10 protein-coding genes are annotated in these 12,772 nt (G+C 62.6%); 6 read left to right on the top strand and 4 right to left on the bottom strand.

Annotated features, from left to right (window positions below):
* Nucleotides 1-33: 33 nt before the first annotated feature.
* Both sseA and NBH21_RS21705 read left to right on the top strand, forming a co-directional pair.
* Nucleotides 34-930 carry a 3-mercaptopyruvate sulfurtransferase gene (gene sseA / locus NBH21_RS21710; protein ID WP_250915032.1) on the top strand — a complete coding sequence of 299 codons (897 nt, stop codon included), beginning with the start codon at nt 34-36 and terminating at the stop codon, nt 928-930.
* Nucleotides 927-2,300 carry an FAD-binding oxidoreductase gene (locus NBH21_RS21705; protein ID WP_250915031.1) on the top strand — a complete coding sequence of 458 codons (1,374 nt, stop codon included), beginning with the start codon at nt 927-929 and terminating at the stop codon, nt 2,298-2,300. The genes sseA and NBH21_RS21705 overlap by 4 nt, the downstream gene beginning before the upstream one ends.
* 126 nt (nt 2,301-2,426) lie before the next feature.
* Here NBH21_RS21705 and NBH21_RS21700 read toward each other — a convergent pair whose 3' ends face one another.
* From NBH21_RS21700 to NBH21_RS21685, 4 genes are all read right to left on the bottom strand, one after another.
* Nucleotides 2,427-3,710 carry a dihydrolipoamide acetyltransferase family protein gene (locus NBH21_RS21700; RefSeq protein WP_250915030.1) on the bottom strand — a complete coding sequence of 428 codons (1,284 nt, stop codon included), beginning with the start codon at nt 3,708-3,710 and terminating at the stop codon, nt 2,427-2,429.
* A 3-nt stretch (nt 3,711-3,713) separates the two neighbouring features.
* On the bottom strand, nt 3,714-4,727 hold the full coding sequence (locus NBH21_RS21695; protein ID WP_250915029.1) for an alpha-ketoacid dehydrogenase subunit beta: 1,014 nt from the start codon (nt 4,725-4,727) through the stop codon (nt 3,714-3,716).
* Nucleotide 4,728: 1 nt separating this feature from the next.
* On the bottom strand, nt 4,729-5,961 hold the full coding sequence (locus tag NBH21_RS21690) for a 3-methyl-2-oxobutanoate dehydrogenase (2-methylpropanoyl-transferring) subunit alpha (protein WP_250915028.1): 1,233 nt from the start codon (nt 5,959-5,961) through the stop codon (nt 4,729-4,731).
* Between the two features lie 63 nt (nt 5,962-6,024).
* On the bottom strand, nt 6,025-7,212 hold the full coding sequence (locus NBH21_RS21685) for an acetyl-CoA C-acyltransferase (RefSeq protein WP_250915027.1): 1,188 nt from the start codon (nt 7,210-7,212) through the stop codon (nt 6,025-6,027).
* 213 nt (nt 7,213-7,425) lie between these two features.
* On the opposite strand from NBH21_RS21685, the gene NBH21_RS21680 reads away from it, so the two are divergent.
* The 4 genes from NBH21_RS21680 to NBH21_RS21665 all read left to right on the top strand — a co-directional run bounded on the left by NBH21_RS21680 (nt 7,426) and on the right by NBH21_RS21665 (nt 12,772).
* Nucleotides 7,426-7,899, top strand: a complete 474-nt coding sequence (locus NBH21_RS21680; RefSeq protein WP_099059197.1) for an Lrp/AsnC family transcriptional regulator — start codon at nt 7,426-7,428, stop codon at nt 7,897-7,899.
* An 87-nt stretch (nt 7,900-7,986) separates the two neighbouring features.
* Nucleotides 7,987-9,159: an isovaleryl-CoA dehydrogenase gene (locus NBH21_RS21675; protein WP_250915026.1), complete on the top strand. Its 1,173-nt coding sequence runs from the start codon at nt 7,987-7,989 to the stop codon at nt 9,157-9,159.
* 7 nt (nt 9,160-9,166) lie between these two features.
* The gene (locus tag NBH21_RS21670; RefSeq protein WP_280924988.1) at nt 9,167-10,768 is read left to right on the top strand and encodes a carboxyl transferase domain-containing protein; all 1,602 of its coding nucleotides are present in this window, start codon (nt 9,167-9,169) and stop codon (nt 10,766-10,768) included.
* Between the two features lie 6 nt (nt 10,769-10,774).
* Entirely contained in the window at nt 10,775-12,772 is a 1,998-nt protein-coding gene (locus NBH21_RS21665) for an acetyl/propionyl/methylcrotonyl-CoA carboxylase subunit alpha (RefSeq protein WP_250915025.1), read from the top strand.

Genomic DNA, 12,772 nt, shown 5'->3' with positions numbered 1-12,772 from the left:
CCAGACGGCCACCCGGCCACTTCGGAGTTCATCATGTCGCTCACCCTCCCCGGTTCCCTCGTCACCACCGAATGGCTCGCCGCTCATCTCGACGCGCCGGGGCTGGTATTGCTGGACGGTTCGTTCACCATGCCGGGCGTCACGCCCACGGCTGCCGAGAACTATCGCGAGCGGCATATTCCAGATGCGCGCTTCTTCGACATCGAGAATGTCGCCGATCACGCCTCGTCGTTGCCGCACATGCTGCCTTCCGCCGAAGCATTCGAGGCTGTCGCTCGTCGTCTCGGCCTTTCCAACGACAGCGTGGTCGTGATCTACGACACCCCCGGCCTCGTTTCCGCCGGCCGCGTCTGGTGGACGCTTCGGGTCTTCGGTCACGAGAAGATTGCCGTGCTCGATGGTGGTCTGCGCAAGTGGCGCGCCGAGGGCCGTCCGGTAACCGCCGAGATCCCGACACCCGCTGAAGGAATGTTCCGGGCCGCCTTCCATCCCGAACTCGTGCGTTCCAGAGCGGACATGCTGCATAACCTCGGGACGAAGGCCGAGCAGGTGATCGACGCCCGCGCCGCTTCGCGCTTCACCGCAGCCGAAAACGAACCCCGGCCCGGCCTGCGCTCCGGCCACATCCCCGGCAGCTTCAATCTGCCGTCTTCCAGTCTGACCAACCCCGAGAGCGGAGAAATCCTCAAGCCGGAAACCCTGAAGACGCTGTTCGAAAATGCCGGCCTCGACCTCTCGCGACCGGTTGCCGCCACATGCGGTTCAGGCGTTACCGCCTCGGCGCTCGCCTTCAGCCTGCACCTGATCGGCAATGATAACGTGGCCGTCTATGACGGATCCTGGTCGGAATGGGGCCTGCCTGGCGACACGCCGGTCGCAACCGGTCCTTCGGGTGAGGAAGAAAAGGCCGGTGCGGGAGAAAAGGCATGAGCGGCCTGCCGGAAACCCTGTCAGAGGCTCTTGCCGGCCGCTTTGGCGAGCGCTTTTCGCTGACACAGGCCGTGCGCGAGCAGCACGGCCATGGCGAATCCCACCACACGACCGCCATTCCCGATGGCGTGGTCTTCGCTGAAACCACCGAGGATGTCGCCGAAACGGTCCGCCTTTGCGCCGGGCACAAGGTGCCGGTCATCGCCTTTGGCGCCGGCACCTCGCTCGAGGGACACCTCATCGCGCTGAACGGCGGCATCTCGATCGACCTCAGCCGCATGAACAGCATCCTTCGCGTCAGCTCCGCCGATCTCGACTGCACCGTGCAGGCTGGTGTGACGCGCGAACAGCTCAACAACGATCTTCGCAACCTGGGCCTGTTCTTCCCGATCGATCCCGGCGCCAACGCTTCGATTGGCGGCATGGCCTCAACCCGCGCTTCGGGCACGAACGCCGTGCGTTACGGCACCATGCGCGAAAACGTGCTGGCACTCACCGTTGTCCTTCCCGACGGCAAGATCATCCACACCGGCAGCCGGGCCCGCAAATCCTCCGCCGGCTACGATCTGACGAGGCTCTTCGTCGGCTCGGAAGGCACGCTCGGTATCATCACCGAAGTCACTGTCAGGCTCTACGGCATTCCCGAAACGATCTCGGCGGCGCTCTGCTCCTTCGAAGACGTCTCGCAGGCCGTCGACACGGCCATCGCCATCGTGCAACTCGGAATTCCGGTCGCACGCATGGAACTCATGGACCGTGGCCTGATCGCCGCCGTCAACCGTTATTCCGGCTTGGACCTCAAACTGGAAGACACGCTGGCCTTCGAATTCCATGGCTCCCCGGCAAGCGTCGAGGAACAGGTCGCCATGGTTCGCGACATCGTGCGCGACAACGACGGCGTGGACTTCGAATGGGCAAGCTCCCCGGAAGAGCGCAATCGGCTCTGGAAGGCGCGCCACAACGCCTTCTACGCCGTCGTTTCCCAGCGAACAGACGCCAAGGGCTGGTCTTCCGACGTCTGCGTGCCGGTTTCCGAACTCGGCAGCTGCATTCTCTATACCCGCGAACTCCTGAAGGAGTGCAAGGTGCCGGCCGCCATTCTCGGCCATGTCGGTGACGGCAACTACCACGTTGCCTTTGCCGTCGATCCCTCCAACAAGGAGGAAATGGCCGAAGTCGCTGCGATCAACAAGCAGATGGTCAAGCGGGCAATCTCCGTCGGCGGCACCTGCACGGGTGAACACGGCGTGGGCACCGGCAAGATCGCCTACATGCGCGAGGAACATGGCGACGCCGTAGATTTCATGGCACTGCTGAAGCATGCCATCGATCCATCCGGCATCATGAACCCGGGCAAGATACTTCCCTGACGGCTGGCCGTTGAAGCATTTCCAGCAAAAGTGTGCCACGGTTTTGCGTTCGGAAATGCGTAAAAACAAACAGATAGAGTATTTTCGCGTTTCGGAGAAAGGCGGAAATACTCTAGCCAGTCACCCTCAATCTTCAATGAAGATCAACGCTGGCGTTTCCAGCAGGGTTTTCAGCCGCTGGACGAAGGTTGCCGCATCCCAGCCGTCGATCACGCGGTGATCGAAGCTGGAGGACAGGTTCATCATCCTGCGGGGAATGAACTGTCCTCTGCCGTCCCAAACCGGACGCGTGGCGATCTTGTTGACGCCGATGATCGCCACCTCGGGGTGATTGATGATCGGCGTCGAGACGATGCCGCCCAGCGAGCCGAGCGAACTGATGGTGATCGTGGAGCCTGTCAGTTCCTCGCGCGGGGCGCGACCGGTTCGCGCGGCCTCCGCAACGCGGCCGAGTTCAGCCGCGCACCCCCATAATCCCAGAGCTTCGGCGTGACGCACCACCGGCACGGAAAGTCCGGCCGGCGTCTGCGTCGCAATGCCGACATGCACCGCGCCATATCGTGTGACGATGCCCGTCTCGTCGTCAAACGTGGCATTCATCGCCGGCTGATCTTCCACCGCCCGAACCAGCGCCCGCATCAGAAACGGCAGGATCGTCAGTTTCGGCTGATCCGGCTTGCGCCCGCCATTCATCGCGGCCCGAAGCTCCTCCAGATCGGTCACGTCGATTTCCTCGACATAGGTGATGTGGGGGATGCGCGAGGCGGAAAGGGCCACCTTCTCGGCAATCTTCCTGCGCAGGCCAGTGATCCTGATCTCCTCGACCGCCATGTTCCGGCCGAAGCCTGCGGCCACGCCCGGCGGATGCGGTCCGCTCGACAGGAAGGCATCAAGATCCTCATGCGTGATGCGCCCCTCCGGCCCAGTCCCTTTCACCTTGTTCAGATCGACACCGGACATCTGTGCCCGATGGCGCACGGCAGGAGCCGCCAGCGGCTTGGCCCCCACCTCGCCAGTCGGCACCGGCAGGGGGGCATTCTTTTCCGGCGTTTCGGGAACCTCCGGCGGAACAACCTCCTGAGCGGGCGCAATCTGAGCAGAGGGCGCGGGCATTTCAGCCTTCGCCACCGGCTTCTTTTCTTCAACCGGTGCAGGCGCAACCGAACCGGAAGCGATATCGATCCTGACCAGCGGCGCCCTGACCGCCACCGAGTCGCCGACCTCGGCGGCAAGCCATGTCACGATGCCCGCCACTGGTGATGGTATCTCGACCGTCGCCTTATCGGTCATCACCGCAGCCAGCACCATGTCTTCACGGACCGGATCGCCGGGCTTCACATGCCATTCCACCAGCTCGGCTTCTGCGACACCTTCGCCGACATCGGGCATATTGAGAACATATTCGCTCATGGGTCACGCCTTCATGATTTCTGCGAGCGCCCTGCCGATGCGCTGCGGGCCGGGGAAATAGTCCCATTCCTGGGCGTGCGGATAAGGGGTGTCCCATCCGCAGATGCGGATCACGGGCACTTCCAAATGATAGAAACAGTGTTCCTGAACGAGCGAGACCACCTCCGCGCCGAAGCCCGAGGTCAACGTCGCCTCATGCACCATGATGCAACGACCGGTCTTCGAGACGGATTGAACGATGGTATCGAGATCGAGCGGCAGGAGGCTTCGAAGATCGATGACCTCGGCATCGACGCCCGTCTCCTCGACGGCGGCGAGCGCCACATGAACCATGGTTCCATATGCGATCACGGTCACATCATTGCCCGGCCGCCTGACCTTGGCCTTGCCGATCGGCACGGTATAGTGCCCTTCTGGAACGTCACCCAGGGGATGGGTGGACCACGGAACCACCGGGCGGTCGTGATGACCGTCGAACGGACCGTTGTAGAGCCGCTTGGGCTCCAGGAACATCACCGGGTCCGGGTCCTCGATCGAGGAAATCAGCAATCCCTTGGCGTCGAAGGGATTCGACGGAACAATGACCTTGAGACCGCAGACATGGGTGAACAGTGCCTCCGGGCTCTGGCTATGCGTCTGGCCGCCGAAGATCCCGCCACCCGTCGGCATCCTGATGACGATCGGGCAGGTGAAATCGCCATTGGAGCGGTAGCGGATCCGCGCTGCCTCCTGGGTGATCTGGTCATAGGCGGGAAACATGTAATCGGCGAACTGGATTTCGACGCACGGCTTCAACCCATAGGCCGCCATGCCGATGGCCGTGCCGACGATACCGGATTCACTGATCGGCGTGTCGAAGCAGCGCGTTTTGCCGTATTTCGCCTGCAATCCCTGCGTGGCGCGGAAAACGCCGCCGAAATATCCCACGTCTTCGCCGAAGACGACGACGTTGCCGTCACGCGCCATGGAGATATCCATGGCGCTGCGCACCGCTTCGATCATGGTCATTCTGGTCATGTCAGCACCCCGCCATCCTGCGTTGACGATGGAGATGGGCCGGCATCACGGCATAGACGCCCTCGAAGATATCGCGCACGGACGGCTTGCCTCCTGCATGCAGGGTACCGTGGCTTTCCGCCTCCTTCTGCGCCTCGATCACCGTGTCCATGATCTCTGCTTCAGCCTGCAAGTGCCGCTCCTCCGACCAGACCCCGCGCGCGATGAGATGCTTCTTCAGCCGCAACACGGGATCACCGAGCGGCCAGGCTTCCGACTCCGTCTTCGGACGATAGGCGCTCGGATCGTCCGAGGTCGAATGGGCGCCGACGCGGTAGGTGACGTATTCGATCAAGGTCGGCCCGAGATTGCGCCGCGCCCGCTCGACCGCCCAGCGCGCGACGGCGTGGACGGCGAGATAGTCGTTTCCATCGACCCGCAGCGCCGGAATGCCGAAGCCGAGGCCACGGGCGGCAAAGGTGCCGGACCCGCCCCGGGCAATGCCCTGAAAGGTGGAAATGGCCCACTGGTTGTTGACCACGTTGAGCACGACCGGCGCCTTGTAGGTCGAGGCGAAAACCATGGCCGAATGAAAATCCGATTCCGCCGTCGATCCGTCACCGATCCAGCCGGCCGCGATCTTCGTGTCTCCCTTGATGGCGGAAGCCATTGCCCATCCCACCGCCTGCACGAACTGCGTGGCGAGATTGCCGGATAGCGTGAAAAAGCCGTGCTCCTTCGACGAATAGAGCACCGGCAACTGCCGGCCGTGCAGCGGGTCTCCCTCGTTGGAGAAGATCTGGTTCATCATGGTCACCAGCGGATAGCCATCCGCGATCAGCAATCCGGCCTGACGATAAGTAGCGAAGTTCATGTCGCCCTTGGAGAGCGCCTTGCGAAAGGCGCAGCTTACCGCTTCCTCACCGAGATGCTGCATGTAGAAGGACGTCTTGCCCTGCCGCTGCGCCATCAGCATGCGCGCATCGAAGGCGCGCAGCAGCAGCATATGCCTGAGCCCGGAAAGAAGCTCCTCGTCAGAGAGAAGACCAGCCCAGGGACCGACGGCATTGCCCTCATGATCGAGCACGCGAATGATCGAATAGGCAAGTTCACGCATGGTCTCCGGTGCGGCGTCGATCTCCGGTCGCGGCACCGAGCCGGCCTTCGGAATCTTGACGTTGGAAAAGTCCGGCTGGTCGCCCGGCCGAACGGCCGGCTCCGGCACATGCAGGCTCAAATGCGTGTTTGCGGTCATGCCTTGTGCTTCCTCCCTGCTCTCACCGCCGCCTCCAGACGGCTTGCCGAAGAGTTCCACTCTTCAGCAAAGTTCGACAGCGACCGCGGTGGCCTCCCCGCCACCGATGCAGATCGCCGCCATTCCTCGTTTCAGACCGTGCTGCCGCAGTGCGGAGAGCAGCGTCACCATGATGCGGGCGCCTGAGGCGCCAATCGGATGGCCAAGCGCGCAGGCGCCGCCATGGACGTTGACCTTGTCATGCGGCAGATCGAGGTCACGCATGGCCGCCATCGCAACTACGGCAAAGGCTTCGTTGATTTCGAACAGATCGACATCCCCGAGTTTCCATCCGACCTTCTCGGAAAGCCGCTCGAGCGCTCCAATGGGAGCGGTGGTGAACCGGGCGGGCGCCCGTGCATCGGTCGCGTGCCCCATGATCGTGGCCAAGGGTGCAAGCCCACGCCGCTCGGCCTCAGACCGGCGCATCAGCACCAACGCTGCCGCACCGTCGGAAATCGAACTGGAATTTGCGGCCGTAACCGTGCCGCCCTCGCGAAAGGCCGGCTTGAGGGTCGGGATCTTTTCCGGTCGCGCCTTGCCCGGCTGCTCATCAATGGCGATCACCTGCTCGTCCCGACCAACGGGAACCGCCACGGGTGCGATCTCCCGGTCGAACCGGCCTTCAGCGATTGCCCTGCGGGCACGTTCCAGCGAGCAGACAGCATAGGAATCCTGCATGTCGCGTGTGAACTGATAGGCTTCGGCGCAATCCTCTGCAAAACTGCCCATCAGCCGGCCCCTGTCATAGGCGTCTTCGAGACCATCAAGGAACATGTGGTCCATGACCCTGCCATGGCCCAGCCGATAGCCACTACGGGCACGGTCGAGCAGATAGGGCGCATTGGTCATGCTCTCCATGCCGCCGGCGACCGCGATGGAGGAACTGCCGGCGATAATGAGATCGTGCGCCAGCATCGCGGCCTTCATGCCCGAGCCGCACATCTTGTTGATGGTCGTCGCACCGGTCGAATTGGGAAGGCCGGCCGCGACCGCCGCCTGCCGTGCCGGGGCCTGTCCTTGTCCCGCCGACAACACGCAGCCGAACAGCATCTCGTCGACCTGATTTTCGGCAAGGCCAGTTCGCTCGAGCGCTGCGCGAATAGCCACCGCACCGAGAGCCGGAGCTGTCACGGATTTCAGTGCGCCCTGAAAACCGCCCATGGGCGTGCGAGCGGAACCTACGATAACGACAGGATCATGCTCAGTCACTTTCCACCTCCCCGGAAAGAACCTTGCCCGCATCACGGCTCCTCCAAGCCGGGACGCTCACGACCGGGACATGAGATCAAACGATCTGCCAATTCCCGATTGAGTGAACGGTATCACCATAGCGTTTTCATTTCAAAGCTAATTTGATTGACAGATTTCGCAACAAAGATATCTTTGATCCATCGATTTCAGGAACTGTAGATCATTTGATCCATGGAAACGCTCGATGCCTTCGATCGGAAAATTCTGCACGTTCTCGGCGAGGACGGGCGGATAAGCTGGCGCGATCTCGCATCCCGGATTGGTCTGTCGTTCACGCCGACGCTGAGGCGAGTGCGCAAGCTGGAGGAAGCCGGGATAATCCGCGGCTATACCGCCGTCTTCGACGAAAACCGGCTCTTGGGCACGATGGGTGTATTCATCTCGGTTACGCTGGAACGCCAGATCAAGGACGCGCTGACGACGTTCGAACATAGCGTCGCCTCCATTCCGGAGGTGGTCGGCGGCTACCAGACCAGCGGAAGCTCGGATTATCTGATCCATGCCATGGTGCGCGACCTGCCGCATTACCAGGAACTCCTGGACTTCCTGACGACGGTTCCGGGCGTGGCGCGCATCCAGTCCAATTTCGCCATAAAGACGTTCGTGCGCCGGTCGGCCGCGTTCACCGGAGGTACGGAGACATAAAACAAGGCGGGCGGTGTGGAGGAGACGCCGCCCACCTTTCACCGCAGGAGACGGCTGCGTGAAAACCGTCGAGAGGAGGAGTATGCGATGAGCCTGGATCTCGCCGCAGTTTTCGACGCCGGTCTCGGGGAGGAGATCGGGGCGCTGCGCGACAGCGTGCGCAAGTTTGCTCATGACAGGATCGCGCCGCTTGCGACGGAAATTGACCGGGAGGATTGTTTCCCGAGGCATCTCTGGCCGGAGATGGGTGCGCTCGGCCTGCATGGCATCACGGTCTCGGAGGAATATGGCGGGGCTGATATGGGCTATCTCGCCCATTGCGTCGCGATGGAGGAAATCAGCCGCGCCTCGGCATCCGTCGGCCTTTCCTACGGCGCTCATTCCAACCTCTGCATCAACCAGATCCATCGCTGGGGCACGACCGAGCAAAAACAGCGATACCTGCCGAACCTCATATCCGGCGCGCATGTCGGCTCGCTTGCTATGAGCGAGACAGAAGCGGGATCCGACGTCGTATCCATGCGGCTCAAGGCGGAGCGAAAGGGGGACCGCTACCTCCTGAACGGCTCCAAGATGTGGATCACCAATGGCCACGAAGCGGATACGCTGGTCGTATACGCCAAGACGGACATGGCTGCCGGCCCGCGCGGCATTACTGCCTTTCTCATCGAGAAGGGCTTCAAGGGCTTCCGTCCGGCGCAGAAGCTCGACAAGCTCGGCATGCGTGGCTCTCCAACCTCCGAACTCGTCTTCGAGGATTGCGAGGTCCCGGGGGAAAACGTGCTGGGCAAGGTGAACGACGGCGTCACCGTGCTGATGAGTGGCCTCGATTACGAACGGGCCGTACTGGCGGCGGGCCCGATCGGCATCATGCAATCGGCGCTCGATCTCGTTCTTCGCTACATCCGTGAACGACACCAGTTCGGCAAGGCGATCGGCGAATTTCAGCTCGTGCAGGGCAAGATTGCCGACATGTATACCGCGATGAACGCCTCGCGCGCCTATGTTTATGCCGTGGCCCGCGCCGGCGATAACGCTCGCCTCACTCGGCAGGATGCGGCAGGCGCGATCCTGTTTTCCGCCGAGCGTGCGACGCAGGTGGCGCTGGATGCCATCCAGCTTCTGGGCGGCACCGGCTACATGAACGAAAGCCCCGCCGGGAGGCTCCTGCGCGACGCCAAGCTCTACGAGATCGGCGCCGGCACCAGCGAAATCAGGCGCATGCTGATCGGTCGTGAATTGTTCAAGAACAATGCGTGAGGGAATGATGAGGCTCAAATCCAACATCACCCGCGACGCCAGCTATCACGCCAACACCGCCTTCATGCGCGGCCTTGTCGATGACCTCAACGCGAGGGTCTCCGAGATCGCCATGGGCGGCGGTGAAGCGGCCCGCAACCGGCACACGGCCCGCGGCAAGCTTCTGCCACGCGACCGCATAGACACGCTTCTCGATCCAGGCACGCCGTTTCTGGAACTGTCGCAGTTCGCCGCCTACGGCGTCTATGACGAAGCGGTGCCGGCGGCAGGCATCATCACCGGCATCGGACGGGTGGCCGGCCGCGAGTGCATGATCGTCGCCAACGATCCGACTGTGAAAGGCGGGACTTACTATCCGCTGACGGTGAAGAAGCATCTCCGCGCCCAGGAAATCGCCCGGGAGAACCACCTGCCCTGCCTCTATCTCGTCGATTCCGGCGGCGCGTACCTGCCGCTTCAGGACGAGGTGTTTCCCGACCGCGATCATTTCGGCCGTATCTTCTACAATCAGGCGACCATGTCGGCGGAAGGCATACCCCAGATCGCCGTCGTCATGGGAAGCTGTACGGCAGGCGGCGCCTATGTGCCTGCCATGAGCGACCAGTCGATCATCGTGAAAAACCAGGGCACGATCTTTCTCGGCGGCCCGCCGCTCGTGAAGGCCGCGACCGGCGAAGTGGTGACCGCCGAGGAACTGGGCGGAGCCGACGTCCATTCCCGCACCTCCGGCGTGACCGATCACTATGCCAATGACGACCGCCACGCGCTGGCGCTGGCACGCCGGATCGTCGGCACGCTCAACCGGCCGAAACGCATCGACATCGAAATCCGGCAGTCTGCCGAGCCGCTTTATCCAGCGGAGGAGCTATACGGCATCGTGCCCGACGACACGAGAAAACCCTTCGACGTGCGCGAGGTCATTGCCCGCATCGTCGACGGTTCCGAATTCGACGAGTTCAAGGCGCTCTACGGCACCACGCTGGTCTGCGGCTTCGCCCATATCTTCGGCTATCCCGTCGGTATCGTCGCCAATAACGGCATCCTGTTTTCAGAGTCGGCGCTGAAGGGTGCCCATTTCATCGAACTCTGCTGCCAGCGCGGAATTCCGCTCGTCTTCCTGCAGAACATCACCGGCTTCATGGTCGGTAAGAAGTATGAGGCCGGCGGCATCGCCAAGGACGGCGCGAAGCTGGTGACGGCGGTGGCCTGCGCAAGGGTGCCAAAATTCACCGTCATCATCGGCGGCTCCTTCGGGGCTGGTAATTACGGCATGTGCGGTCGGGCCTATTCGCCGCGCTTCCTCTGGATGTGGCCGAATGCGCGGATCTCGGTGATGGGCGGCGAACAGGCCACCTCCGTGCTGGCGCAGGTCAGACGTGACGGCATGGAGGCTCAGGGCAAGGTCTGGCCAGCCGAAGAGGAAGAAGCCTTCAAGGCGCCGATCCGCAAGAAATACGAGACTGAGGGCCATCCCTATCATGCCAGCGCGCGACTATGGGATGATGGCCTGATCGACCCTGCGGACACGCGGATGGTGCTCGCCCTCGGGATTTCCGCGGCTCTGAATGCGCCCGTCGAACGCACCCAATTCGGCATATTCAGGATGTGAGGCGCGATGTTTTCCAGAATCCTTATCGCCAATCGCGGAGAAATCGCCGTCCGGATCATCCGGACGGCAAGGCGCATGGGGATTGCGACGGTCGCCGTCTATTCGGAGGCGGATCGAGACGCCGCCCATGTCGCCATCGCCGACGAGGCCCTTGCCATCGGCCCGGCATCGGCCCGCCAATCCTACCTCGACGGCGACAGGATTATTGCGGCCGCTCGGGAAAGCGGAGCCGAGGCGATCCATCCCGGCTACGGCTTCCTGTCTGAAAACGCCGACTTCGCCGAAGCATGCTCGGCAGCCGGCCTTGTTTTCATCGGCCCGCCGGCCGCAGCGATCCGCGCCATGGGCGGCAAGAGCGCGGCAAAGACCCTGATGGCAGCGGCAGGCGTGCCACTGGTTCCAGGCTATCACGGCGACGACCAGTTGCCGGCGCTCCTTGCGGCGGAAGCAATGAATATCGGCTATCCCGTGCTCATAAAGCCCTCCGCCGGCGGTGGTGGCAAGGGCATGCGTATCGTCGCGCAGGCAGAGGATTTTGCCACTGAACTGGCTGCGGCGAAACGCGAGGCGCTTGCTGCCTTTGGCGACGAGCGGATGCTGATCGAGAAATATCTCGCCCGTCCCCGACACGTGGAAGTACAGGTCTTTGCCGACAACCACGGCAACTGCCATTCGCTCTTCGAGCGCGATTGCTCGATCCAGCGTCGGCATCAGAAGGTGATAGAGGAAGCCCCGGCCCCCGGCCTGCCGGAACCGCTGCGCAAGAAGATGAGCGAGGCTGCCATATCCTGTGCCCGCGCCATCGATTACTCCGGCGCCGGCACGGTGGAATTCCTGCTGGATGCGGGCGGTGAATTCTACTTCATGGAGATGAACACCCGTCTTCAGGTCGAGCATCCCGTCACCGAATTCATCACCGGCCTCGATCTCGTCGAGTGGCAATTCCGGGTAGCGGCCGGCGAGCGCCTGCCGGAGGATTGGGCCGATCTGAAAATCCGGGGACATTCGATAGAGGCGCGGCTTTATGCCGAGGATCCGGACCATGACTTCCTGCCATCGATCGGCAGGATCGGCCACCTCGTCCTGCCCGAGCAGAACGACCATATCCGCATTGACAGCGGCGTGAGGGCCGGCGATGCGATTACGGTGCATTACGACCCGATGATCGCGAAGTTCATCGTGTGGGATGCCGACCGTCCCTCGGCCGTTCGCAGGCTGCGCGCTGCCCTTCGCGAGACGGCCATCACAGGCGTGACCAGCAATACCGGCTTTCTGGCGCGGCTGGCAGGCCTTGTGGATTTCGAGGATGCCCGTCTCGACACCGGCTTCATCGTCCGCAACGAACCGAGACTACGGCCAGACATTGGCTCTGATGGCGTAACAACGACGATGGCCGCCCTCGGATTCATGCTTGCAAACAAGGCCAACACTCAGCGCCGGGCAATGGCAACGGCCGATCCGCACACTCCATGGGCAATGACCAATGGCTTCCGACTCAACCGCCCCGAACGGCAGGAACTACAGCTCATCATTGCCGGGAAGCCCATGGAAGTGGATGTCCTTTATCTACAACGCGGTTTTGAGATCAGCATCGATGGTGAAACGATATCCGTCGAGGGTTCACTGGCCGCGGATGGCAAGCTCTCGGCGACCATCGCCGGGAGGAAACACAACGGCTATTTCCTCCCGAACGGCGATGCCTTCGATCTGGTGATCGACGGAACCGTCCATCCCGTCGCGACGACAGACCTTGCCGGGTTCGAAACGCCCGAGGCAGCAGCCGGCGGGCTGACAGCACCGATGCCGGGTATGATCCGCGCGATCCTGACCAATACGGGCAATCGCGTCGAGGCCGGCGAGGCGCTTGTCATCATGGAGGCGATGAAGATGGAACACACGATCCGCGCACCATCCGCCGGGCTGGTCGTGAGGCTCAACTGCGCGGAAGGGGCAATGGTCGAGGCCGGCACGGTGCTGGTGGATTTCGAAGCGGAGGCCGGCTGA

Origin of the sequence: Ciceribacter sichuanensis (assembly GCF_024055605.1) — a bacterium.
Lineage (GTDB): Bacteria > Pseudomonadota > Alphaproteobacteria > Rhizobiales > Rhizobiaceae > Allorhizobium > Allorhizobium sichuanense.
Note: the sequence above shows the minus strand (reverse complement) of the source record. Positions and strands in the feature narration are given on the sequence as shown.

What these genes read in the sequence shown, in the direction of transcription:
- sseA (WP_250915032.1), top strand. Translation starts at nt 34, where the DNA reads ATGTCGCTCACCCTCCCCGGTTCCCTCGTCACCACCGAATGGCTCGCC.
- NBH21_RS21705 (WP_250915031.1), top strand. Translation starts at nt 927, where the DNA reads ATGAGCGGCCTGCCGGAAACCCTGTCAGAGGCTCTTGCCGGCCGCTTT.
- NBH21_RS21700 (WP_250915030.1), bottom strand. Translation starts at nt 3,710, where the DNA reads ATGAGCGAATATGTTCTCAATATGCCCGATGTCGGCGAAGGTGTCGCA.
- NBH21_RS21695 (WP_250915029.1), bottom strand. Translation starts at nt 4,727, where the DNA reads ATGACCAGAATGACCATGATCGAAGCGGTGCGCAGCGCCATGGATATC.
- NBH21_RS21690 (WP_250915028.1), bottom strand. Translation starts at nt 5,961, where the DNA reads ATGACCGCAAACACGCATTTGAGCCTGCATGTGCCGGAGCCGGCCGTT.
- NBH21_RS21680 (WP_099059197.1), top strand. Translation starts at nt 7,426, where the DNA reads ATGGAAACGCTCGATGCCTTCGATCGGAAAATTCTGCACGTTCTCGGC.
- NBH21_RS21675 (WP_250915026.1), top strand. Translation starts at nt 7,987, where the DNA reads ATGAGCCTGGATCTCGCCGCAGTTTTCGACGCCGGTCTCGGGGAGGAG.
- NBH21_RS21670 (WP_280924988.1), top strand. Translation starts at nt 9,167, where the DNA reads ATGAGGCTCAAATCCAACATCACCCGCGACGCCAGCTATCACGCCAAC.
- NBH21_RS21665 (WP_250915025.1), top strand. Translation starts at nt 10,775, where the DNA reads ATGTTTTCCAGAATCCTTATCGCCAATCGCGGAGAAATCGCCGTCCGG.